Annotated in this window: 20 protein-coding genes and 1 pseudogene; 14 read left to right on the top strand and 7 right to left on the bottom strand. The window is 42.1% G+C overall.

Going from position 1 to position 23,257, the window contains the following annotated elements; translation table 11 throughout:
• Positions 1 to 74 precede the first annotated feature (74 nt).
• From WAE57_RS00495 to WAE57_RS00505, 3 genes are all read left to right on the top strand, one after another.
• Positions 75 to 662 carry a lipocalin family protein gene (locus tag WAE57_RS00495; protein ID WP_337707568.1) on the top strand — a complete coding sequence of 196 codons (588 nt, stop codon included), beginning with the start codon at positions 75 to 77 and terminating at the stop codon, positions 660 to 662.
• A gap of 148 nt (positions 663 to 810) precedes the next feature.
• Entirely contained in the window at positions 811 to 1,740 is a 930-nt protein-coding gene (gene rarD / locus WAE57_RS00500) for an EamA family transporter RarD (RefSeq protein ID WP_337707569.1), read from the top strand.
• A gap of 269 nt (positions 1,741 to 2,009) precedes the next feature.
• Positions 2,010 to 3,467, top strand: coding sequence for a glyceraldehyde-3-phosphate dehydrogenase (locus WAE57_RS00505; protein ID WP_086175544.1), 1,458 nt, complete (start codon positions 2,010 to 2,012; stop codon positions 3,465 to 3,467).
• Between the two features lie 162 nt (positions 3,468 to 3,629).
• Here WAE57_RS00505 and WAE57_RS00510 read toward each other — a convergent pair whose 3' ends face one another.
• Positions 3,630 to 4,481 carry an SDR family oxidoreductase gene (locus tag WAE57_RS00510; protein ID WP_301432870.1) on the bottom strand — a complete coding sequence of 284 codons (852 nt, stop codon included), beginning with the start codon at positions 4,479 to 4,481 and terminating at the stop codon, positions 3,630 to 3,632.
• A gap of 118 nt (positions 4,482 to 4,599) precedes the next feature.
• Between WAE57_RS00510 and WAE57_RS00515 the strand changes: the two genes are divergently transcribed.
• The 3 genes from WAE57_RS00515 (at position 4,600) to proB (ending at position 7,609) form a co-directional block, all read left to right on the top strand.
• Positions 4,600 to 4,974, top strand: a complete 375-nt coding sequence (locus WAE57_RS00515; protein WP_086175542.1) for a helix-turn-helix domain-containing protein — start codon at positions 4,600 to 4,602, stop codon at positions 4,972 to 4,974.
• Between the two features lie 257 nt (positions 4,975 to 5,231).
• Positions 5,232 to 6,446 (top strand): Obg family GTPase CgtA, encoded by a 1,215-nt coding sequence (gene cgtA, locus WAE57_RS00520; RefSeq protein ID WP_086175541.1) that lies wholly within the window; start codon positions 5,232 to 5,234, stop codon positions 6,444 to 6,446.
• Between the two features lie 29 nt (positions 6,447 to 6,475).
• On the top strand, positions 6,476 to 7,609 hold the full coding sequence (proB, locus tag WAE57_RS00525; protein ID WP_301432872.1) for a glutamate 5-kinase: 1,134 nt from the start codon (positions 6,476 to 6,478) through the stop codon (positions 7,607 to 7,609).
• Positions 7,610 to 7,668: 59 nt separating this feature from the next.
• On the opposite strand, the pseudogene WAE57_RS00530 reads toward proB, so the two are convergent.
• Positions 7,669 to 8,013, bottom strand: a pseudogene (locus WAE57_RS00530) (phosphatase PAP2 family protein).
• Positions 8,014 to 8,106: 93 nt separating this feature from the next.
• Complete coding sequence (locus tag WAE57_RS00535; protein ID WP_301432873.1) at positions 8,107 to 8,811, bottom strand: SIMPL domain-containing protein; 705 nt, start codon at positions 8,809 to 8,811, stop codon at positions 8,107 to 8,109.
• Between the two features lie 479 nt (positions 8,812 to 9,290).
• Here WAE57_RS00535 and WAE57_RS00540 point away from each other — a divergent pair, with 479 nt between their 5' ends.
• From WAE57_RS00540 to WAE57_RS00575, 8 genes are all read left to right on the top strand, one after another.
• Positions 9,291 to 10,664 carry a diaminobutyrate--2-oxoglutarate transaminase gene (locus WAE57_RS00540; RefSeq protein ID WP_301432874.1) on the top strand — a complete coding sequence of 458 codons (1,374 nt, stop codon included), beginning with the start codon at positions 9,291 to 9,293 and terminating at the stop codon, positions 10,662 to 10,664.
• Between the two features lies 1 nt (position 10,665).
• Positions 10,666 to 12,198 (top strand): aspartate aminotransferase family protein, encoded by a 1,533-nt coding sequence (locus WAE57_RS00545; protein WP_237786373.1) that lies wholly within the window; start codon positions 10,666 to 10,668, stop codon positions 12,196 to 12,198.
• A gap of 370 nt (positions 12,199 to 12,568) precedes the next feature.
• Positions 12,569 to 13,594: a substrate-binding domain-containing protein gene (locus WAE57_RS00550; protein WP_301435095.1), complete on the top strand. Its 1,026-nt coding sequence runs from the start codon at positions 12,569 to 12,571 to the stop codon at positions 13,592 to 13,594.
• Positions 13,595 to 13,697: 103 nt separating this feature from the next.
• Positions 13,698 to 15,077 carry a phosphate ABC transporter permease subunit PstC gene (gene pstC, locus WAE57_RS00555; protein WP_337707570.1) on the top strand — a complete coding sequence of 460 codons (1,380 nt, stop codon included), beginning with the start codon at positions 13,698 to 13,700 and terminating at the stop codon, positions 15,075 to 15,077.
• Complete coding sequence (gene pstA / locus WAE57_RS00560) at positions 15,074 to 16,468, top strand: phosphate ABC transporter permease PstA (RefSeq protein WP_337707571.1); 1,395 nt, start codon at positions 15,074 to 15,076, stop codon at positions 16,466 to 16,468. The genes pstC and pstA overlap by 4 nt, the downstream gene beginning before the upstream one ends.
• Positions 16,469 to 16,481: 13 nt before the next feature.
• On the top strand, positions 16,482 to 17,408 hold the full coding sequence (pstB, locus tag WAE57_RS00565; protein ID WP_237786376.1) for a phosphate ABC transporter ATP-binding protein PstB: 927 nt from the start codon (positions 16,482 to 16,484) through the stop codon (positions 17,406 to 17,408).
• Between the two features lie 193 nt (positions 17,409 to 17,601).
• Complete coding sequence (sohB, locus tag WAE57_RS00570) at positions 17,602 to 18,564, top strand: protease SohB (protein ID WP_337707572.1); 963 nt, start codon at positions 17,602 to 17,604, stop codon at positions 18,562 to 18,564.
• A 110-nt stretch (positions 18,565 to 18,674) separates the two neighbouring features.
• A complete protein-coding gene (locus tag WAE57_RS00575; protein ID WP_237786378.1) occupies positions 18,675 to 19,121 on the top strand; it encodes a hypothetical protein in 447 nt (148 codons plus the stop codon).
• Positions 19,122 to 19,154: 33 nt separating this feature from the next.
• Here WAE57_RS00575 and WAE57_RS00580 read toward each other — a convergent pair whose 3' ends face one another.
• The 4 genes from WAE57_RS00580 to mnmA form a co-directional block, all read right to left on the bottom strand.
• Positions 19,155 to 19,787 carry a DUF2238 domain-containing protein gene (locus WAE57_RS00580; RefSeq protein ID WP_337707573.1) on the bottom strand — a complete coding sequence of 211 codons (633 nt, stop codon included), beginning with the start codon at positions 19,785 to 19,787 and terminating at the stop codon, positions 19,155 to 19,157.
• A gap of 144 nt (positions 19,788 to 19,931) precedes the next feature.
• Complete coding sequence (purB, locus tag WAE57_RS00585) at positions 19,932 to 21,320, bottom strand: adenylosuccinate lyase (RefSeq protein ID WP_337707574.1); 1,389 nt, start codon at positions 21,318 to 21,320, stop codon at positions 19,932 to 19,934.
• Between the two features lie 56 nt (positions 21,321 to 21,376).
• Entirely contained in the window at positions 21,377 to 22,108 is a 732-nt protein-coding gene (gene hflD / locus WAE57_RS00590; RefSeq protein WP_237786381.1) for a high frequency lysogenization protein HflD, read from the bottom strand.
• A gap of 15 nt (positions 22,109 to 22,123) precedes the next feature.
• Positions 22,124 to 23,257: a tRNA 2-thiouridine(34) synthase MnmA gene (mnmA, locus tag WAE57_RS00595; RefSeq protein ID WP_337707575.1), complete on the bottom strand. Its 1,134-nt coding sequence runs from the start codon at positions 23,255 to 23,257 to the stop codon at positions 22,124 to 22,126.

Below are 23,257 nucleotides of genomic sequence, written 5' to 3' on the forward strand. Positions count from 1 at the left end.
GGTTGGGTTGGAGTCGTTATTTTTAAATGTATAAGCATTTTAAGAATTTAAAATTTTGACTGAAAGGTATTTTTATGACATCCAATAATCTTCCAAAAGCAAGTTATAAACTGGCGAAAATTGCTGTGGGTGGAGCAGTATTGCTCGGTCTGGGTATGGCTACCATGGCCTATGCACAAACCAAGCCATTACAAACAGTGGAAAAGCTCGAGCTGGATAAATATCTGGGTGTCTGGTATGAAGTGGCACGTAAACCTTTATATTTCCAGAACAAGTGTGATCGTGATGTCACTGCGACTTATACCTTGAACGAGAATGGCAATGTTGCTGTAGACAACCGATGTTACAGCAAAGATGGCAGCCTAAACCAGTCTATTGGTGAGGCTTTTGTGCAAAATGCACCGTTTAATAGCAAATTAAAAGTGAGTTTCTTGCCTGATGCAATTCGCTGGTTGCCTGTGGGTCGTGGCGATTATTGGGTGCTTAAAATAGATGACGATTATCAAACTGTATTAGTCGGTGAGCCGCGACGCAAATACATGTGGGTATTGTCACGTAGCCCGCAACCCGATCAGGCAGTTGTCAACGAATATTTGGAATATGCCAAGTCGGTGGGTTATGACGTGGGCGATGTGATTCATACCAAGCAGACAATGAAATAGCAGACTGAATATTTAATAAAAGTTCAAAACCATGCTTAGGCATGGTTTTTTATTTGCTACTATAGCCTGACTTAAAAAAGATGAATGATCCATTATTCTGGGATCATTCGGTATGCGCATGAAATGGATAATATCCTTGAGGTAAAAGATGTATAAAGGCTTGGCTTTGTCGATATTGGCATCTGTTACTTTTGGGGTGTTGTATTTTTATAGCCAGTTTCTGAAACCCTTTGATAGCGAACAAACTTTTGCCTGGCGGATGCTGGTGACGCTGCCTTTTTTAACCCTGTTTATGTACTGGTCTGGGGATTTGCAGCATATTTCCCAGATTTTTAAACGTATTGTTAAACAGCCTGTATTGTTGATCTGGCTGATTTTTAGTTCCATTTTGTGTACCACACAGTTATGGCTGTTTCTGTGGGGGCCCATCAATGGCCGTGGCTTGCAAGTTTCACTCGGTTATTTCTTATTGCCTTTGGTGATGGTGCTGGTCGGTTGTGTACTTTATAAAGAAAAACTATCGAAATGGCAGCTGGCAGCTGTGATCTTGGCCATTTTAGGGGTAGGACATGAAATCTGGCGTATCGGCAGTATCGCCTGGGAAACGGTTTATGTCGCTTTAGCTTACCCCTTATATTTCTTTTTACGCCGTGTCTTTAAAACGGATCATCTGGGTGGTTTCTGGTGGGATTTATGCCTCATTTTGCCGGTGGCTTTTTATTTGGGCTTTATTCACAGTGACACCTTGGGTGTGATGGGATCTTTTCCTCATCTGATCTGGGCCATTATCGGTTTGGGCTTTTTAAGCGCACTTGGACTGGGCAGTTATATTTTGGCCAGCCGTTATCTGCCTTTTGTAATTTTTGGCTTACTCAGTTATCTGGAACCGGTGCTTTTGGCCTTTGCTTCAATTGTGCTGGGTGAGCGGGTTGAAGCAGGGGAATGGCTAACGTATATTCCCATCTGGATTGCCGTTTTATTGTTGGTGGTAGAAGGTACAATTCATATCACCAAACAAAAGCGTAAACAGCAGGCGCTGAATCAAAATGTAGAAAACTATCAGGATCGTTTGAAATAGACTCCATTGGGTAAATTGAATAAAAACTTAGGTTGTTTGATTAAACAACATGTAACAAAAAAGTTTTTAAAACCGCAAAAATTGCGGTTTTAAAATTTCAAAAGCAAAATCATTATAATAATTACAACTATTTTGTAAATTTATAGTGAATATATCGTAAAAAGCGCATTGAAAATTCAGCTTTCGATTCAAAGTTGCTGATAATTCCTTTACAATTGCCGGGTTTTGAAATTTATGCCTAGATATACAATTAATTAGAGGACGTATCTGTGAGCAAAGACACTATCATCGCCCTACATGCAGAGCACCAAGGTCGCTGGAAAAACCGTGAAGAAATCGCGGAACGTATGATTGCACTTATTGGTCAATTATATCGTGAAAAAAATATCGTGACTTCTGTATACGGTCGTTCTTTAGTTAACCGTTCAGTAATCCAAATTTTAAAAGCTCATCGCCGTACACGTGTGATGGATGTTGAGCTTTCAGTGGTTCACACTTTCCCGATTTTAGAAGCTTTAGCTAAAATTGAAAATATTGGTTCAGCAGAAATTGATCTAGGTAAACTTGCTGTTGAATTCAAAGAAAAAGGCGGCGATGTAGACGCTTTTGTTGCTGATGCAGTGAAATCTTTAGCAGGTAGTGCGAAGGCTGTAGAAGGCAAAGATGTTGTTCTTTACGGTTTTGGTCGTATCGGTCGTATTCTTGCTCGTTTAATCATTGGCCAATCAGGTTTGGGTCGTGGTTTAAACCTTAAAGCAATTGTAGTGCGTAAATCATCTGATGGCGATTTGGAAAAACGTGCTTCATTGTTGCGTCGTGATTCAATTCACGGTCCGTTCCAAGGTACAATCTCAGTTGATGAAGAAAACGAAGCAATCATTGCAAACGGTAACTTCATTAAAGTGATCTATGCATCTAGCCCAGCTGAAGTGGATTACACTGCTTATGGTATTAACAATGCATTGGTGATTGATAACACGGGTAAATGGCGTGATGCAGAAGGTCTTGCTCAACATCTTCAATGCCCAGGCGCTGCACGTGTAATCTTGACTGCTCCTGGTAAAGGTGACATGAAGAACGTTGTATTTGGTGTGAACCAAGCCGACATTCTTGATGAAGACACCATCATCTCTGCTGCAAGCTGTACAACGAACGCCATCACTCCGACACTTAAAGTGTTAGAAGACAAATACAAAGTGCTGAATGGTCACGTTGAAACAGTTCACTCATTCACGAATGACCAGAACTTGATCGACAATTACCATAAAGCTGACCGTCGTGGCCGTGCTGCGACTTTGAACATGGTTATTACTGAAACTGGTGCTGCTAAAGCTGTTGCTAAAGCGCTTCCTGCACTTAAAGGTAAGTTGACTGGTAACTCTGTACGTGTTCCTACTCCAAACGTATCACTTGCTATTCTTAACTTAACGCTTGAGAAAGAAGTAGATCGTGAAGAAGTGAATGAATACATTCGTCAAATCTCGATCAACTCAAACCTTCAAGGTCAAATCGGTTATACCAACTCGACTGAAGTTGTATCTTCTGACTTTATCGGTTCACGTACTGCAGGTGTATTTGATGCGCAAGCAACAATCACTTCAGGCAACCGTTTAACTTGCTACGTTTGGTACGATAACGAAGTGGGTTATAGCTGCCAGGTATTACGTATTGCGGAACAAATGGGCGGCGTAAGCTATCCTAAGATTCCTACTGAAACAAATGCATAATTTGTAAAGTAGTACGAAAAAGAGCCTTATTTGAGGCTCTTTTTTTTGCATTGAAAAAAATTGGCAGATGGTTTTCTTTGTTGAAGATTTATAAGGTCTCTCGACATCACTATAAAAATCCCCCTGAGCATACAGAGGGATAAAGATAAAGTGCAGTGAAATTTAAAGCATTGCCTTAACTGAGGCTTGTATTGGCGTTGTTGGATGGTTGAGCAGCTGTTCCAAATCTTTGCGATCGCTAAACATTGCACCTTTTGCGGTTTGTACATCTGCATCTACAATCACTTCGACCAAGCCTGAGGGCAAACCAGCCTGAATCAGGGCTTGTGTGTATTCTTCAGCACTGAGGTTTTGGTAGTTCACCGTTTTACCCGAGGTTACCGAAATATAGCCCGCTAAATCCGCAAGGCTAAAACTGCTTGAGCCTGCAAGTTCATAGGTTTTGTTTTCATGCTCTGAACTTGTTAATACTTTGGCTGCTGCCTCTGCATAGTCTGCCCGAGCTGCGGAACTGATTAAACCATTTTGTGCTGCGCCGAATAAAGTTCCGGTTTCAATAGTATGGGCTAAGCCAGCCAGGTAGTTTTCGCTATACCAGTTATTGCGTAAAAAAGTATAGTTTATACCGCTCGCCTTAATCAGGCTTTCGGTTTCACGGTGTTCCTGTGCTAAACCTAAAGGAGAAGTATCTGCATTGAGTAGACTGGTATAGGCAATATAAGGAATGTCTGCTTGTTTCGCTGCTTCAATCACGGCTTGATGCTGTGGGGTGCGACGGCCAATCTCATTGGCTGAAATCAGTAAAAGTTTATCAATGCCATGTAAAGCCGGTTCTAATGTTTCTGGCTGATCATAATCAAAATGACGCACTTCAACCCCTTGATCTGTCAAAGCCTGGGCTTTGGAGGGTGTACGAACCAAGGCGACAATATTTTGTGCAGCGGTATTTTTTAATAAAAACTCAATGACGAGTTGACCAAGCTGACCTGTTGCGCCTGTGACTGCAATTTTCATAACATGAACCTCTGAATGTTGCTGAATAAATGTACTTGATGGCTAAATCTTAATCTGTTAACTTACTAAATGTAAGTACGTACCAAAAAGTAAGCCTATTACTCCCAGGAGAGAATTGATGACAGCCTACGCAACCAGTAAATTATTAGGTCAAGTTTTATCCACAGCATGTCCATCACGAGAAATATTGGAACATCTGGCGAACAAATGGTCGGTATTGGTTTTACGCTGTTTAAGTGATGGGGTACATCGTTTTAGTGAGCTGAAACAGCGCATTGAAGGGGTGAGTGAAAAGATGCTGTCGCAGACGCTGAAAATGCTGGAACAGGATGGTTTTATTTTACGTACGGTCTATCCAGTGGTACCACCCAAAGTGGAATATCAGTTGACCATTTTAGGTTCGCAAGCTGCAGAAAAAATGAATTATCTGATTGGCTGGATTGAAAAAAGTTTGCCTGAGATTCTGGAGAATCAGCAACGCGTGGCAAAATAAGTTAACTGGGGTTTTGGCTAGGCTGCTGTCAATGAAATTGCGATGCCCGATATTTAATTTGGGTGATCTCAATAGTAACGATCACTCAATTTTATAAATGCTCTGATGCTCCTCAATTTTATCTATAGAGTTAAGCTATTCTTCCAGAAAAACAATAAGCTGAACGAAATTTATAGTATTGCTGAATAATTCTATTCGAGAAATCCTTTAAAATATGGCAGAATATGGGGTTTTAAAGTTTTTAGAGGATTGGCAGCATGCGCTTTGTTGATGAAGCAGTCATTACCGTAGAGGCTGGCGACGGTGGCAATGGCGTAGCCAGTTTTCGCCGTGAAAAGTTCGTACCATTTGGTGGTCCAGATGGTGGTGATGGTGGTCGTGGCGGCAGCATTTATATTCAAGCCGACGACAATACAAGCACCCTTGTAGATTATCGTTATACACGTAAATTCCGTGCAGAACGTGCAAAAAATGGTCGCGGTGCAAACTGTGCAGGCCGTGGCGGTGAAGACACCGTATTATTGGTTCCAGTTGGAACCACCATTGTAGATACAGAATCTGGCGATATTATCGGTGACTTGGTCTCTAATGGCCAGCGTGTAATGGTGGCAGCAGGTGGTGAAGGTGGTTTGGGTAATACTCACTTCAAATCTTCTACCAACCGTTCACCGCGTAAATGTACCCACGGCGCCAAAGGTGAATACCGTGAAGTACGTTTAGAACTTAAAGTATTGGCGGATGTTGGCTTGCTAGGGATGCCTAACGCAGGTAAATCGACCTTTATTCGTGCAGTTTCTGCTGCAAAACCAAAAGTTGCAGATTATCCATTTACCACCATGGTGCCTAACCTGGGTGTAGTGGATGCCGATAGCCATCGCTCATTCGTGATGGCAGATATTCCAGGACTGATTGAAGGTGCCTCTGAAGGTGCGGGTCTGGGTATTCGTTTCTTAAAACATTTGGCACGTACCCGTATTTTGTTGCACATTGTCGATGTTCAGCCGATTGACGGTTCAGACCCTGCGCACAATGCAAAAGCAATTTTGAATGAGTTGAAAAAATTCTCCCCAACACTTTCCAAATTGCCAGTGGTACTGGTGCTGAACAAGGTTGACCAGTTGGCCGAAGACACTCGTGAAGAATGGTGTAACCATCTGCTTGAAGAAATGCAGTGGAATGGTCCAGTCTTTAAAACTTCGGGCCTTATGTCTGAAGGAACTAAAGATGTTGTGTATTACCTGATGGATGAAATCGAGAAACAGCGTGAACTCGAAGCTGAAGATCCAGAATACGCAGCACAATTAAAAGCATTCCGTGACCAGCTTGAAGCTGAAACACGTGAACAAACCATCGCAGCAAAAGAAGCGTATCGCGAGATGCGTCGTCAACAACGTCTTGCCGGTATTTTGGGTGATGACGATGATGATGAAGACGGTGATGATGGTGAAATGGAAGTGTACTACGTACGTTAAGCTCTGAAATATGAGTAACTGAGGACAAGATGATAGAAGTGGTAGATGGGCAACGTCAGCTCAAGGCTTGTAAACGAATCGTTGTTAAAATCGGATCATCTTTACTCACAGCAAACGGAACAGGGTTAGATCTGGATGCAATTTCGCATTGGGCGAAACAGATTGCAGATCTGCACAATGCAGGACATGAGATTATTCTGGTGTCTTCCGGTGCTGTGGCTGAAGGTATGGTGCGAATGAAACTTGAGAATCGACCCACCGATCTACCCAGTCTTCAGGCCTGTGCTGCCATTGGTCAAATGGGGCTGATTCAAACCTGGTCGAGTGTTTTGGAAAATCATTCCATTCAAACTGCTCAGGTTTTATTGACCCACGATGACCTGGCAGACCGACGTCGCTATCTCAATTCATGTGATGCCTTGCAGAATTTGATTGACTGGCACGTGATTCCGGTGATCAATGAAAATGACACGGTATCCACAGATGAAATCCGCTTTGGTGATAACGATACTTTAGCTGCTATGGTGGCAGGTCAGGTGCATGCCGATTTGCTGATTATCCTGACTGATCAGCAAGGCATGTTTGATTCAGATCCACGTTCTAATCCAAATGCCAAACTGTTCCATACCGTGCGTGCATTGGATGAGAGCCTGTTTGACATGGCAGGCGGTGGCGGCAAGTTTGGTCGTGGTGGTATGCTGACCAAAGTCCGTGCGGCGCGTTTGGCGGCAAAATCGGGTTGTCCAACGCTGATTGCCAGTGGTGAAAGTGACAATGTGCTTGCTCGCTTAATGTCGGGTGAATTGTTAGGAACCTTGTTTATTACTGACAATGACCGTATTACTGCACATCAGCAATGGTTGGCGGCACATCTACAAACGGCTGGCCGTTTGGTGCTGGATGATGGCGCAGTCAAAGCGATTAAAGAAAACCATCGCAGTTTGCTTCCAGTGGGGGTAAAAGCGGTGGAAGGTCACTTTGAGCGTGGTGATGTGGTGGAGTGCGTGGATCAAGAAGGTCATCGCATTGCTGTCGGTCGTGTCAACTTCAGTTCGCGTTCAGCTGAAATCGTAAAAGGTTTGGCATCTGATAAAGTGCATCAGGTTTTGGGTGAAGCACGTTCACTTGAGATGATTCATCGCAATCATATGGCGATCTATTAAGTTTTATAGATTCAAAAATCCCGCTTTAGAGCGGGATTTTTTATATGCTTTTAAGGGGTTTATTTCATTAAATTTCGCTGAATTAGCGGACTGAATAATTTTTGATACATCCACATCACCCAAGCCAGTAGTTTTGCCTAGTAGTGATTCCATAATTTTAAACCAGCAAGATTCACAGCCCACGACAAAATAAAGGCACCGGCCATATCAACCGGGAAATGTACACCCACATAAACCCGTGACCATGCCACCAGCCAGGCAACTGCCAGCAAAAATCTGCCAATATCCCGTCGTGGGGAAAAATAATAGGCAAAGGCAATACTGCTAAAAATGGTCATGTGACAGTGAGGGGAGATAAAACCCGAAAGATGGGATGATTTTACAAGAAAAATAAAATGAAACATTCGACAGGATTGTCGCTATATTGTTGTAATTAGCCTATTTAGCGCATAAAAAAACCGTGTATGTACACGGTTTTTATTTAAATCAGCATTTGATTATTTAAACTGAATTGAACCATTGGCATTCACAGTAATTTTTGATTCGCCAGCAGCAACATTTTGCGCATCGGCGGCTTCAGCACCTGCAAATTTCGCCATGTTGGCACGCATCATCACCGGTTGTGGATAATAGTTATTGGTATTCAGATTTAAATTGACCAATTGATAACCTGATTTATTCCATGCCGAAGTCAACATTTGTGCACGTTGCTGAAAGTTTTTAGAGGCTTCCACCATCAATTCATTTTCAACATTTTTACGTTTTGTATCGGAAACTGTAAATTCGATCGACTGGGTCTGGAAGTTTTGCTGCAATTCGCTGATCAACTGGCTAACGGCTTTAAAGTCGGTACTTTCTAAACGAATTTCTGCCCGACCACGCCATTCTTTCAATTTTTGGCTGTCATTGTCATAAACAGGATAAGTGCTTTGAGCACCCGTTTCGACTTTTACTTGCGGATATTTTTTTGATGCTGCTATGGCTTGGTTCATTAATTGTGTGATGAGTGCAGAAAGTTCGGCTGGCTGTTTCTTGCTTCTTTCAATATATAAAACCGCATGCATTTCATCATTGGAAATTTGACGTGTTGCTTCAGCTTGCACATTGACTAAATTATAATTCAGCTGTTCTGTGGGCTGCGCAAAGGTAGCTGTTGAAAGTAGGCTAGTAAGCACCAGAGAGGAGAGAGTTAAATATCGCATTATTTTTACCTGTTTTTTTGTAAAGAAAGGTTCAGCTTTTAGTATGCATGGTATCGCTACTTCATGAGGATTTTTTGTAGACTTTGTGTCAAGATTGTAAATGGTTTGATCGATCTTACAAAAAAGGCCTTTCAAATAAAATATTTAAAAATTAATCACTTAGATTAATTTAACTTGAGCGGTTACGTTCATTCAATCTTTTGCATAAAAAAAGTATAAAAATAAGGTTTTCTTTAACCTGTCACACTGTAAGATGATAATTCAATCTAAGATTTGGCTTGATATATTTTTTTCGATCGGTTTTGGACAGATAAAGTTATAAAACTTGTTTATTTTATTGAAAAATTCTGTATCATCCGCCGTTTAGTTATGATGTAAAAAATCAAGTCGTCAAACTAGATTCTATAAAGCACCGAGTCAAAGGACCACAAGTCACCCGACTTATTTCTTTCAACCCATATCAGAGATGGTAATTCGATATGAGCGTTTCTTCTGTAAATCCTGCCACTAAGTCTACTAACGAATACTATTTGACTCGCCAAAGCCAGATGGAATCCAATGTTCGTAGCTATCCACGTAAATTGCCGTTAGCGATAGCAAAAGCCTTAGGTTGTTGGGTTACTGATGTTGAAGGTACAGAGTACCTCGATTGTTTAGCTGGGGCAGGAACATTGGCTTTGGGCCATAATCATCCTGCGGTAATTCAAAGTATTCAGGACACTCTTGCGAGTGGTTTGCCATTACATACTTTAGATTTAACGACACCTTTAAAAGATGCATTTACTGAAGCATTACTTGAACAGCTCCCTGGTGGGAAGGAAGAGTATTGCCTACAGTTCTGTGGCCCGTCTGGTGCAGACGGTACAGAAGCAGCAATTAAATTAGCAAAAACCTATACCGGTCGTAGCTCAGTGATCAGCTTCTCAGGTGGCTATCACGGTATGACTCACGGTTCTTTGGCCATGACAGGTAACCTGTCTGCGAAGAATGCTGTGAATGGCTTAATGCCAGGCGTACAGTTTATGCCATATCCGCATGAATACCGTTGCCCATTGGGTATCGGTGGTGAAGCGGGTGTTGATGCCTTGACTTATTATTTCGAAAACTTCATTGAAGATGTAGAAAGTGGTGTAACCAAGCCAGCAGCGGTGATTCTTGAAGCGATTCAAGGTGAAGGTGGCGTGGTGACTGCACCTGTAAAATGGTTGAAAAAAATCCGTGAAGTGACTGAAAAACACAACATTGTGTTGATTCTTGACGAAGTTCAAGCAGGCTTTGCGCGTTCAGGCAAAATGTTTGCATTCGAACACGCAGGTATTGAACCTGATGTGGTTGTAATGTCTAAAGCAGTAGGTGGTAGCTTGCCGCTTGCAGTACTCGGTATTAAGCGTAAGTTTGATGCTTGGCAGCCAGCGGGTCACACCGGTACTTTCCGTGGTAATCAGTTGGCAATGGGTACAGGTCTTGCGACCATCAAAACCATCAAAGAACAAAACTTGGCACAAAATGCGCAAGAGCGTGGTGATTTCTTACAAGCTGAATTGAAAAAATTAGCTGTTGAATTCCCATGTATTGGTAACGTGCGTGGCCGTGGTTTGATGATTGGTGTTGAAATTGTTGATGAACGTCAAAAAGCAGATCATATGGGTGCTTTCCCTGGTGATTCTCAATTGGCAGCAGCAATCCAGGCCGCATGTTTTGACAACAAATTGTTGTTAGAAAAAGGTGGTCGTAACGGTACGGTCATTCGTTTACTTTGCCCGCTTATCATCAATCAAGCTGAATGTGAAGAAGTGATCGTTCGCTTTAAGAAAGCACTTGCTGAAGCACTAGTTGCAACTCGAGGCGCGTAACATGGTTGATTTTGCAGAACATCGTAAAGCGTTATTCTGCAATGATGCACAATCTATTGCTGACTATCAGTCGGCAATGGATGAAGCGGTAAAAGCCGTTTCAGCATGGTTGCAAAACGACAAAATGTATACCGGCGGTAGCATTAAAGAGCTCCGTAACGCAATTGCGTTTCATCCTTCAAAAGAAGGCATGGGTTTACATAAATCTCTTGAGCGTATGGTTGAGCTTTTCTTAAATAAAAGCTTGAAAGTGCATCATCCACACTCGTTAGCACATTTGCATTGCCCGACCATGGTGGCTAGTCAAATTGCAGAAGTGTTGATTAATGCAACCAACCAGTCAATGGACTCATGGGATCAAAGCCCGGCAGGTTCTTTGATGGAAGTGCAGCTGATTGACTGGCTACGTCAAAAAGTCGGCTACGGGTCAGGTCAGGCTGGTGTATTCACCTCTGGTGGTACGCAATCTAACTTGATGGGTGTACTGCTTGCACGTGATGCCTGCATCGCGAAAAACTGGAAAGACGAAAACGGCAATCCGTGGTCGGTTCAGCGCGATGGTATCCCTGCAGATGCTATGCGTAATGTCAAAGTCATTTGTTCTGAAAATGCACACTTCTCTGTGCAAAAGAACATGGCGATGATGGGTATGGGCTTCCAGTCTGTGGTCACTGTTCCTGTGAATGAAAATGCACAGATGGACGTAGACGCACTGGAAAAAACCATGGCTCACCTTCAGGCTGAAGGCAAAATCGTGGCATGTGTGGTGGCAACCGCAGGTACGACCGATGCGGGTGCGATCGATCCATTAAAAGCGATTCGTGACATCACCAACAAGTATGGCGCGTGGATGCATATCGATGCGGCATGGGGTGGTGCATTGATTCTGTCAAATGACTATCGTTCTATGCTTGATGGTATTGAATTGTCTGATTCTGTGACACTCGATTTCCACAAACATTACTTCCAGACTATTTCTTGTGGCGCGTTTTTGTTGAAAGACGAAGCGAACTACCGTTTCATGCATTATGAAGCTGAGTACTTAAACTCTGCTTATGATGAAGAACATGGTGTGCCGAATCTGGTGTCTAAGTCATTACAAACCACACGTCGTTTTGATGCGTTGAAATTGTGGATGACAGTTGAAGCATTGGGTGAAGAGCTTTATGGTTCGATGATCGACCATGGTGTGAAGTTGACGCGTGAAGTGGCTGACTACATCAATGCAACTGCTGGTTTAGAGATGCTGGTTGATCCACAATTTGCTTCTGTATTGTTCCGTGTGGTACCAGCAGGCTATCCAGCTGAATTGTTAGATACATTAAACCAGAACGTTGCAGACGAGTTGTTTGCACGTGGTGAAGCGAATATTGGTGTAACTAAAGTGGGCGATGTTCAATCATTGAAAATGACCACTTTAAGCCCGGTAGCAACACTTGAAAACGTGAAGAACTTGCTTGCACTTGTGCTTGCAGAAGCTGACCGTATTAAAGATGCGATTGCTGATGGTACATATACACCTGCGATTGATTAATCGATGTAGTTGTATTGAGTATTGAAAAAAGGAGATCAATGGATCTCCTTTTTTTTTGTATATATTTTCAATTTCAGGATTTTCTAAAAAAACATACAGGGTTTAGATCATATAAAAATGACAGATATAAGAATTATTACAAATTAGCCGTTAAACAGCTTATTTTTATTATCATTGAAAGAATCTTTTACATATTGAATTTAAAGGAAAATTTTATAAATCAAAGTTGATAGAACAATTATCATCAAAGCGTCACAATGCTGTAACTTCTTTGTCATATTCTAAAATCAAAATGCAATGGACGAAATAAGTACAAAACTGAATAAAAAGTGGCGTACTTCAAAATTGCATCTAATGAAGAGAGAAAAGAATGCGCTTAAATCACATCGCACTTGCTTTAGCAGTTTCAGGGGCAGCTGTAGCAACCACAGCAAATGCAGCTCGTGACACTATTCAAATCGCTGGTTCTTCAACCGTTTTACCATACGCAAGTATTGTAGCTGAAGAGTTTGGCAATACTTTCCCGCAGTTTAAAACACCAGTTGTTGGTTCAGGTGGTACTTCAGGCGGTCTGAAACAATTCTGTCAGGGTGTAGGTGATAATACCATCGACATCGCCAATGCATCGCGCAAGATTAAAGATTCTGAATTGGCTGCATGTAAAAAAGCCGGTGTGAATCAGGTGATTGAAGTTAAAGTAGGTTATGACGGTATTGTATTCGCATCTAATGCGAAGAAGGCGACCTATAAATTACGTCCACAACATGTATTTGCAGCACTGGCAGCAGAATTACCATCTAACGGTAAATTGGTAGCCAACCCTTATACACGTTGGAACCAGATTGATAAAGCATTGCCTAATGAACCGATTACTTTGGTGATTCCAGCTTCTAACCATGGTACGCGTGAAGTGTTCCAGGAAAAAATGGTTGAAGCCGGTTGTGAATCTTATGATTATTTCAAAAAATTAGACAAAGATGCACAGAAGAAAGCATGCGCTAATTTCCGTAAAGACGGTAAAGTGATTGAAATCGCAGGTGATTATACTGAAACGCTGGCTCGCTTAAAAACTTCTCCAAGTGCAATTGGGGTATTTGGTTTAGGTTTCTATGACCAGAACCGTGACAAATTGCGTGTGGCTAGCGTGAACAATGTAACGCCATCAGAGAAAACCATTCTGAATGGTTCTTATCCTGTATCACGTCCATTGTTCTTCTATGTGAAAGGTGAACACCTTAAATCAATCAAAGGTTTACAACAGTACTCTGAATACTTCATCAATAAAAAAGTATCTGGTAAAGGTTCTAAGCTAGAAAAAGCTGGTCTAATTTCAATGTCTGATAAAGAACGTGCAAAAGTTCTTGCAGCATTAAAAGCTGGTAAAGCGGTTAAGTAATCGTAATGAAAGAAGCTGGTGCTAGGATGATTCCTAGCACCAGCATTTTTGCACTGACAAGGATTTTTCAAAACATGAAAATTGAAAAAATGCCGGAGAATACATGAATCTGCTACTCATAGGTGTGTTATTGGCCTTGATTGCCGTAGCTTATCAAATCGGATTATCTAAAAGCCGTAAGCTGGCAGGTAAGGGAAATAATACTGCGAATCTGCACTCTCGTCCGGGATATTATGGTGCATTGGTGGCTTTATGGTGTGGTATCCCTGCGCTTTTAATTTTACTTGTTTGGAACATTGTCGAACCGAATATCTTGCGGCATGTGGTATTAAATAATGTTCCTGCAAATATTGCAGCCACATTAGATAGCGCCGGAGTGGAAGTTTTAATTGACCGGGTGCAAGCCATTGCTTCTGGTTTTGGAGTGAGTGACCAGGCAGCTGCTTATGAAATTGCAGCAGCACAACAGTTAGCTAAAATTGAAACTATTAGTAATTTTGCTAAATTTGCAGTGGTGATCTGTGCGGCTTTAGTTGGGCTGGTTTGGGCGAAAAAACATGTATCCCAGCAATATCGTGCACGTAACCAGGTCGAAAAAACCATCAATATTGCGTTGGCTTTGTGTTCAGGCGTGGCGATTTTAACCACGATTGGCATTGTTATGTCGATGTTCAGCGAAGCTATGCGCTTCTTTAGTTTCGTCAGTCCATTCGATTTCTTCTTTGGCACCGAATGGAACCCGGGTTTCAGTACAACAGGTAATGCTGAAGGAAGTTATGGTTTGCTACCCTTGCTATGGGGTACGTTCATGGTCAGCGGTATTGCTTTGTTGGTCGCAGTACCAGTGGGGCTGATGATTGCGATCTATTTAGCTGAATATGCATCATCGGGCTTTCGCTCTTGGGTCAAGCCGACGATCGAAGTTTTGGCAGGTATTCCCACCATTGTATATGGTGTTTTTGCCATGATGGTGATGGGCCCATTCTTCAAGATGCTGGGAGATAATATAGGCCTGGAAATTAATGCAACAAGTGCATTAACCGCTGGTTTTGTAATGGGGATTATGATTATCCCATTTGTGTCTTCCTTGTCGGATGACATCATTACCCAGGTGCCTCGTGCATTGCGTGATGGTTCTCTAGGCTTAGGTGCCACTAAATCGGAAACCATTCGTCAGGTGGTCTTACCCGCCGCGTTACCAGGGATTACCGGTGCGTTCCTGTTAGCTGTTTCACGTGCAGTTGGTGAAACCATGATTGTGGTTCTGGCCGCAGGTAATAGTCCATTACTGCATGCCAATCCGCTAGAAGCTGTGTCAACTGTGACCGTGACGATTGTGAAACAATTAACCGGCGATACTGACTTTGCCAGCCCGCAAGCATTGGTGGCATTTGCGTTGGGTCTTACGTTATTCGTGATTACCCTAGGTTTGAACATCATCGCACTTTACATTGTGCGTAAATACCGCGAGCAATACGAATGAGTACATCCAATACATCTCCTATGGATCAAAAAGACTTTGATCCTCAAGAAGCGGCTAACATGCGTACAGAACGTAAGGATAGAATTTCAAAAACTTTGGCAAAGCGCCATCGTAAGGAAAAAACCTTCCGTTTAGCTGGTCTGTCTGCAGTTGTGGTTGGCTTATTTTTTGTTGCTTTGCTGTTTGGTAGTATTCTATCGAAAGGTTTACCTGCATTCTGGCAGGCGAGCATCACTGTTCCGGTTTATTTTGATCCACATTTGATTAATGCCGGACCACAGCCAACCCAAAAAACCAATGAAAGCCCAGCGCAATATCAGACACGGTATGTCGAATGGCAAACCCAAATGGGTATGGTGGATTGGGATGCCTTAATCGTGAATGGCATGATTGCCAAAGATCCAAGCCTTGAAGCTCAACGTGACTACCTCAACAGTATTTACACCAGCTCAGAAGCTTACCGTTTACGTGATATGGTGTTTGCCGATCCAGCTTTGATTGGTCAAAAGAAAGAAATGACTTTCTTGGCTGATGCAAACGTGGATGTCTGGATGAGTGGTAAAATTGACCGTTCTCTACCAGATGAACAGCAACAATTGGATACTGAAACACGTAAGCTTGTAGATGATCTGCAAGCGAAAGATATTCTTGAAAGAAAATTCAATACCAATATCTTTACCAATCCAGACTCACGTAGTTCGCCTGCAACTTCAGGGTTGGCGGGTGCGTTCATGGGCTCATTATTCATGATGTTGATTGTCATCTTGATTTCGATTCCAATCGGGGTAGCAAGTGCGATCTATCTAGAAGAATTTGCACCAAAAAATATCTGGACCGATATTATTGAAGTAAACATTAACAACCTTGCAGCTGTACCTTCCATTGTATTTGGTTTGCTTGGTGCTGCAATTTTTATCGGCTGGATGCATTTACCATTATCCGCTCCAGTGGTCGGTGGTTTGGTATTGAGTTTATTGACGCTGCCAACGGTTATCATTACCACTCGTGCTTCACTTAAAGCAGTACCACCTTCGATTCGTCAGGCGGCATTGGGGTTAGGTGCTTCCAAAGTGCAAACGGTATTCCATCATGTTTTACCTTTAGCACTTCCAGGGATCATGACTGGTGCTATTATTGGTGTCGCTCATGCGCTGGGTGAAACTGCACCTCTACTATTGATTGGTATGAGCGCATTCGTTGCGAGCATTCCGGCAACACCATTAGATCAGGCAACTGCGTTACCAGTACAGATTTACTTGTGGCAAGGTAATGAATTGCGTAACTTCTTTGAAGGACGTACTGCTGCTGCCATTATTGTGTTACTTGCACTGTTGATTGGATTAAATAGCCTTGCAATTTGGTTACGTAAAAAATTCGAAGTGCGTTGGTAATTGAGGACAATATATGAATACTGTAACCGCTACATCAAAAACAAATTCCTTAGAACAGGATGAATCCGTGAATCCAGAACAGAAACAGTTTACCGCTCCTGAAGTAGACAAAAAATCTCAGGGTACTGCATTTGTTTCTCAATTCGATACGCATACTTCTAGCAAAAAAGAAAATGAGACCTCTAATGTTAAATTGAGCACTTCAGATGTCCATGTTTACTATGGCGAAGCAGAAGCCATTAAAGGTATTGACATCAATATCTATGAAAATGAAGTGATTGCCTTTATCGGTCCATCGGGATGTGGTAAGTCAACCTTCCTGCGTACCTTAAACCGTATGAACGACACCATTGATAGCTGTCGCGTGACCGGTAAGGTGATGCTGGATAATCAGGATATCTATGACCCGAATCTTGATGTGGTTTTACTGCGTGCACAAGTCGGTATGGTATTCCAGAAACCGAACCCATTCCCGAAATCAATTTTTGATAACGTGGCGTATGGCCCTAAACTGCATGGTTTGGCGCGCGATAAATACGACCTGGAAGAAATTGTGGAAAATAGCCTGCATAAAGCAGGGCTGTGGGATGAAGTCAAAGACCGTTTAAACCAGCCGGGTACAGGTCTTTCAGGTGGTCAGCAGCAGCGTTTATGTATTGCGCGTACCATTGCGGTGAGTCCGGAAGTGATTTTGATGGATGAACCTTGTTCTGCACTGGATCCGATTGCAACGGCGAAGATTGAAGAGCTGATTTCAGAGCTTTCAACTCAATATACCATTGCCATTGTCACTCACTCGATGCAACAGGCAGCACGTGTATCAGACCGTACCGCCTATTTCCATTTGGGTGACTTGATCGAAGTCAATTCAACTGAAAAAGTCTTCACTCAGCCGGATCATCAATTGACGGAAGCTTATATTACCGGTCGCTTTGGTTAATCTTTATGTGTATAAAAAAAGGGCCGTCAGGCTCTTTTTTTATCGTTATGCTGAAGTATGGATTTATACAGCTAGAGCTATTTTATTGTCGTTTTTAATCAATGATAATTATTTGCAAAATATAAATTGAATTTTTGCATCAATGCCCACATCTAATTCAATATAAATATGAATTAAATGAGCTTATATCTGTATGTTATTTCACAACCCTAAATTGCCTGCTGAAATCCGAATCAGCCATTTAAATGTCCGTGTAAATGAACAGCGTAAAAAAATTGCACAAGTTACCGCATCTAAATTTGAACTATTGCAATTGACTCAACAGCTTTCCAAAGAAGCACGTTTACGTAAAAAAAATAATCAAAAAATTTATGTACTCGACTTTAAAGGTGATACTGCTGCATCTGCAGTAGAAAATCTACGTGAAGAAATTACCCTGATCTTGTCCACTGCAAAAGCAGGCCGTGACCGCGTAGTGGTTCGTTTGGAAAGTCCGGGTGGCATGGTACATGGTTATGGTCTGGCTGCGGCACAACTGGTGCGTTTGCGTGATGCTGGTTTTAACCTGACCATTTGTGTCGATAAGGTTGCAGCCAGTGGCGGCTATATGATGGCGTGTATTGCCAATGAAATTGTCTCTGCACCTTTTGCTGTGGTCGGTTCAATTGGCGTGGTTGCGCAAGTGCCGAACTTTAACCGCTTGCTCAAAGAAAAGCACATCGACTTTGAACTTTATACTGCAGGTCAGTTTAAACGTACCGTGACCATGTTTGGTGAAAATACCGCAGAAGGTAAAGCCAAGTTTGAAGAAGAGTTGCAACAAACCCATGAACTGTTTAAGCACTTTGTTGAAAAATACCGCCCGCAACTGAATATTGAAAAAGTGGCAACCGGGGAGCATTGGTATGGTAAAGATGCGCTTGAATTGAACTTGGTCGATCAGTTAAAAACCTCTGATGAATATCTGTTGGGTTTATTGGCACAGCATGATGTATATGTGATTGAAACTCGCCGTAAACCAACTTTAGGTGAGAAACTGGGTTTACAGGCAGCTCAAATGGCTGATGGTTTAGTACCTGCAGTCATGAATAAAATCATGGAAACTTTAGCGAGTAGCAACTCAAGTTTAGTGCAAATGCGTGATCCGAAACTTTAATCATAAAGTTTGATTATGCTTTTTAAAGCACACTTCGGTGTGCTTTTTTTAGCTATATTAAATACTTATGCTAGTATTATTTCATAACTACTTGATTGTTTATCTATAAAATGGCGACGTTTCTTATTGTTTTGGGGTTAATGTGCATTGTCGGATTGCCAGTCTATGCCATTCTTTACATTGTTCCTAAGGTCAAGCCAGATGATTGGAAAGCGGGTGCTCCATTTTTATTGATGCTTCCTGGATTTTTAATTTTTGGCTATGGACTGCATTTAAATAATAATAAGTCGATAACAGTGTCAACTGCTTGTGGTACGGTGCAGTATTATAAAAAATATTCTACAGGTGGACGTCATAGCAGGCATGAAAGTTTTGAGCGAATTACGCTACAACTAGATGATTCTCAATATTTCCGCCATTTTCGGTTTGTTGAAAACTTGGCGCGTAAGAATAAAGACGATCATATTTGTTTTGAATTTCATGATCGTCAGAAAAATTCACAGTTATCCGAATCGATAATTTTAAAATGGATGGAGCCGACCCTAATTCAGCAATAAAAAAATTGATGTAGAAGCTTTGTTATTTCGGTATTAGCTAGGTTTGGACGTTTTCATTAAGCAGATCACGCCAGAAATAATCGCGCCAATGGTTGCAAGCAGCATATCTTTATGTGCATCCCATATATCTCCCTGCTGCCCATTATAATTTTCTGCTTCCTCTGGGGATAAACCAATGGCAATCCACCATTCAAGCCATTCATAAATTAAACTGGTGGCCATAATAAACTGCACCACCAATAAAAACAGCATGAAAGGTTTAGCCTCAGGCAGCCATACATGAAACAGCCGCAGTAGCACAGGGAAGAGCAGTACACCACAGGCAAGATGCACCAAACGGTCATACATATTGCGTGACCAGCCCATTGATTGATTAAGGTCAAAATTAAACAGCTGAATGAGCAATTCGTTATAGGGCACATAGGAATACAGGTAATGTGCCCCTACAATATGAATCAGTAAAAAAACCAGATAAAGCGCAAAACTGTAAAAACTCAGGCCAATTTTCTTTTGGGTAAGCAATAACAGCACAAACATAAACACTGTACCTGCTTGATGCATTAAATATGCTTCAAATTCTAAAGGACGAATACTGGCGATGATTACCGCAATCGCCATAACTGCAAGTGCAAGCCAGTGTTTGATGTTCAATTGATATTCAATCATTATTTCTTGTATTGGCAAAGTTTTATGGGGAGTGCTGAAATTTTATCAATGGCTTATGTGGTTACAAACATAGATGAATTATCAACAGATTCTATTCTAATAAAAAAGCGAAGCCGAAGCTTCGCTTTTTAGATTTATTTCGAATTAAATTTTAGAAATTAAATCTTTAACCTGTTTCGCTTGAGTTGAAGCATTACCTGTATAAGTTGCAGGTGTCATTGTCGCAAGACGTGCACGTTCAGCAGCAGGAACAGCTTCAAGTTCGTTACCGTTTACGAAATCAACCATCATCTCACGAGTCATTGCTTGACCACGAGTCAGGGCTTTTAATTTTTCGTATGGCTTTTCAACTGCATAACGACGCATTACAGTTTGAATTGGCTCTGCAAGAACTTCTTGAGCATGGTCAAGATCTTCAAGAATGCGTGCAGCATTCAGTTCAAGTTTACCAATACCTTTAGAGCAAGCTTCAAAAGCGATCAAGCTTTGTGCAAAACCAACACCCATGTTACGAAGCACAGTCGAGTCGGTTAAGTCACGTTGCCAGCGAGATACAGGAAGTTTTTCGCCTAAGTGTGCAAGTACCGCGTTTGCAATACCCAAGTTACCTTCTGAGTTTTCGAAGTCGATTGGGTTTACTTTGTGCGGCATAGTTGAAGAACCAACTTCGCCTTCTTTCAAACGTTGTTTGAAGAAACCAAGAGAGATATAACCCCAAACGTCACGGTTAAAGTCGATCAGGATGGTGTTGAAACGACGTAAGGCATCAAAAAGTTCCGCCATGTAGTCATGTGGTTCGATTTGAGTGGTGTACGGGTTGAACTGTAAACCTAAAGATTCAACAAATGCTTGTGAATGCGCAGGCCAGTTGATTTCTGGGTAAGCAGAGTAGTGAGCGTTGTAGTTACCTACCGCACCGTTGATTTTACCTAGAAGCTCAACTTGTTTGAACTGTTTGATTTGGCGAGCTAAACGGTAAGCCACGTTCGCCATTTCTTTACCCAAAGTTGTTGGGCTTGCAGTTTGACCGTGAGTACGAGACAACATTGGTTGTTCAGCGTGTTGTTCAGCCAATGCAACGATTGAATCGATGATTTGTTGCATAGCTGCAACTAAAACTTCACGACCATTTTTCAACATTAATGCATGAGACAAGTTGTTGATGTCTTCAGATGTACAAGCAAAGTGAATGAACTCACCGGCATTTTTAAGTTCATCAATGTGAGCAATTTGTTCTTTCAGGAAGTACTCAACCGCTTTTACATCGTGGTTGGTGGTACGTTCAATTTCTTTAATACGGTTTGCATTGTCTTCAGAGAAGTTAGCCACAATTGCATCAAGCGCTGCATTGGTTTCTGCGCTAAACGCTGGAACTTCAGTGATTTCTGGACGGTTTGCAAGCGCTTGTAACCAACGCACTTCAACAGTCACACGAGCATGGATTAAACCAAACTCAGAGAGGAAAGGACGTAGAGCATCACATTTGCTAGCGTAACGTCCATCTAATGGAGAAAGTGCGGTTAAAGCGTTCATAGCGATTCCTTAAACTTTGGAATTAAACGTAAAACAGAAAGCTCGAACAACATCAGTTAAACCACCTGATACTGTAAACGAGCAAGATCTTGAATATCTTGGAGCAGCTTACGCTTACTGAAAATCATACCCCATGAGCTACCACCCAACTGACGCCATAAGTGCGCCAGTTGCAGGCCAGTAAACAGGGAAGCGCGAATTCGGTTGGTATGGGCACTATCTTTAAAAGCTTCGGCATTGCCCTTGACCATAATCCGCGGATTAATTTGTCCCGCGGTGTCGATATAGGTTTGGGCAAGGTTGGCAATAATGCTGGGATGCAGATAGTTATTATCGAAAAAAGACAGCTGTTTTAGAATTTTTTGTTGAGATTGTTCAATGATTTCAACAAATTTGGGAGTGCTATAGACTTTTTTCTCTAACTGTAACAATGCCATGGCATAGCTCATCGGCAGTTTGGCGTTAGAGAGTTTGGGTAAGCGAGATTTAGGAGAGCTATTAAAGGGCTGGGTAATACTGCTTTCTAAGGTTTTTAAACCGAGGGAAATATCGGCAAGTTGATTAAAGAAGTCTAAGGTTTGACAGGATTCATTGGCGGTAGGGCGGATGTTCAGGCTGGCTTTAATCAGTTGCTCCAGATAGAAGCTCCCATTTTCGCCAATACTCTGCTGTCCAGACATGGCCGTCATATGGGTCAGCTGTGTCGATTGAAACACAGCTGCCAACGCCAAAGCACGGTTCTGACGTACATTCAAAGTCTGAGGCTGTTGAAAGGGTAACTCAGCCATGCCTGTCGCTTCCTTTTAAATAAAATCAGGTTTAGGGGCATTGGTATGATGAATCACACCACCACCTAAACAAACTTCATCTGCGTAGAACACTACACTTTGTCCTGGAGTCACCGCACGTTGCGGTTCATCAAATTCAACGCGTACACCATTTGGCATATCGCTGTCTTTATAAATGATACAACCTTGATCGGGCTGGCGATAACGGGTTTTGGCGGTACAGCGGAAACCTGTTTCCAGAATATCCTGCTCACCCGCCACCCAGTCAATCGCTTCACTCCAAAGTATAGTACTTTGCATCAGTGGATGTTCATGACCCTGACCAATCACCAGGCGGTTGTTTTCAATATCTTTATAAAGCACAAACCAGGCACCTTCGGCTGCGCCTTTAAGGCCACCCAAACCGATACCACCGCGTTGACCGAGCGTATAGTACATTAAGCCGTGATGTTCACCAACCTCTTTACCGTTATCCAGCAGGATTTTTCCGGGTTGGGCAGGTAAATATTGCTTTAAGAAGTCATTAAAACGACGTTCACCAATAAAACAGATCCCGGTTGAGTCTTTTTTCTTTGCAGTCGCTAAACCCAGTTCTTCAGCAATACGACGAACTTCAGGTTTTTCAATTTCACCCACAGGGAACAAGGTCTTGTTAATTTCACGACCATGGACTGCATGCAGGAAATAAGTTTGGTCTTTGTTATTGTCAAATCCGCGGAGTAAAGGTGCGTATTGTTCACCACGCGAATTGGTTTTAGTTTCACCGCGACGGCAATAATGACCGGTGGCAATAAAGTCTGCACCCAGATGAATTGCATGATCTAAAAAGGCACGGAATTTGATTTCTTTATTACATAAAATGTCTGGGTTTGGTGTACGGCCAGCCGCATATTCCTGTAAGAAATGCTCAAATACACGATCCCAATATTCCATGGCAAAATTGGCGGTATGCAGTTTAATGCCAATCTTGTCACAAACGGCTTGGGCATCGGCTAGATCTTCCATTGCCGTGCAGTATTCCGTGCCATCATCTTCTTCCCAGTTCTTCATGAAAAGCCCTTCAACCTGATAACCCTGTTGAAGAAGAAGTGCTGCAGAAACAGAAGAATCTACACCACCAGACATACCGACGATGACACGTTGTTGCAT

It is taken from the genome of Acinetobacter sp. NS-4, from assembly GCF_037402435.1.
Classification (GTDB): domain Bacteria; phylum Pseudomonadota; class Gammaproteobacteria; order Pseudomonadales; family Moraxellaceae; genus Acinetobacter.

Bases quoted from the DNA above. Each gene is read 5' to 3' on its own strand.
- WAE57_RS00495 (WP_337707568.1), top strand. From the start codon at position 75: ATGACATCCAATAATCTTCCAAAAGCAAGTTATAAACTGGCGAAAATT.
- rarD (WP_337707569.1), top strand. From the start codon at position 811: ATGTATAAAGGCTTGGCTTTGTCGATATTGGCATCTGTTACTTTTGGG.
- WAE57_RS00510 (WP_301432870.1), bottom strand. From the start codon at position 4,481: ATGAAAATTGCAGTCACAGGCGCAACAGGTCAGCTTGGTCAACTCGTC.
- WAE57_RS00515 (WP_086175542.1), top strand. From the start codon at position 4,600: ATGACAGCCTACGCAACCAGTAAATTATTAGGTCAAGTTTTATCCACA.
- cgtA (WP_086175541.1), top strand. From the start codon at position 5,232: ATGCGCTTTGTTGATGAAGCAGTCATTACCGTAGAGGCTGGCGACGGT.
- proB (WP_301432872.1), top strand. From the start codon at position 6,476: ATGATAGAAGTGGTAGATGGGCAACGTCAGCTCAAGGCTTGTAAACGA.
- WAE57_RS00535 (WP_301432873.1), bottom strand. From the start codon at position 8,811: ATGCGATATTTAACTCTCTCCTCTCTGGTGCTTACTAGCCTACTTTCA.
- WAE57_RS00540 (WP_301432874.1), top strand. From the start codon at position 9,291: ATGAGCGTTTCTTCTGTAAATCCTGCCACTAAGTCTACTAACGAATAC.
- WAE57_RS00545 (WP_237786373.1), top strand. From the start codon at position 10,666: ATGGTTGATTTTGCAGAACATCGTAAAGCGTTATTCTGCAATGATGCA.
- WAE57_RS00550 (WP_301435095.1), top strand. From the start codon at position 12,569: ATGCGCTTAAATCACATCGCACTTGCTTTAGCAGTTTCAGGGGCAGCT.
- pstC (WP_337707570.1), top strand. From the start codon at position 13,698: ATGAATCTGCTACTCATAGGTGTGTTATTGGCCTTGATTGCCGTAGCT.
- pstA (WP_337707571.1), top strand. From the start codon at position 15,074: ATGAGTACATCCAATACATCTCCTATGGATCAAAAAGACTTTGATCCT.
- pstB (WP_237786376.1), top strand. From the start codon at position 16,482: ATGAATACTGTAACCGCTACATCAAAAACAAATTCCTTAGAACAGGAT.
- sohB (WP_337707572.1), top strand. From the start codon at position 17,602: ATGTTATTTCACAACCCTAAATTGCCTGCTGAAATCCGAATCAGCCAT.
- WAE57_RS00575 (WP_237786378.1), top strand. From the start codon at position 18,675: ATGGCGACGTTTCTTATTGTTTTGGGGTTAATGTGCATTGTCGGATTG.
- WAE57_RS00580 (WP_337707573.1), bottom strand. From the start codon at position 19,787: ATGATTGAATATCAATTGAACATCAAACACTGGCTTGCACTTGCAGTT.
- purB (WP_337707574.1), bottom strand. From the start codon at position 21,320: ATGAACGCTTTAACCGCACTTTCTCCATTAGATGGACGTTACGCTAGC.
- hflD (WP_237786381.1), bottom strand. From the start codon at position 22,108: ATGGCTGAGTTACCCTTTCAACAGCCTCAGACTTTGAATGTACGTCAG.
- mnmA (WP_337707575.1), bottom strand. From the start codon at position 23,257: ATGCAACAACGTGTCATCGTCGGTATGTCTGGTGGTGTAGATTCTTCT.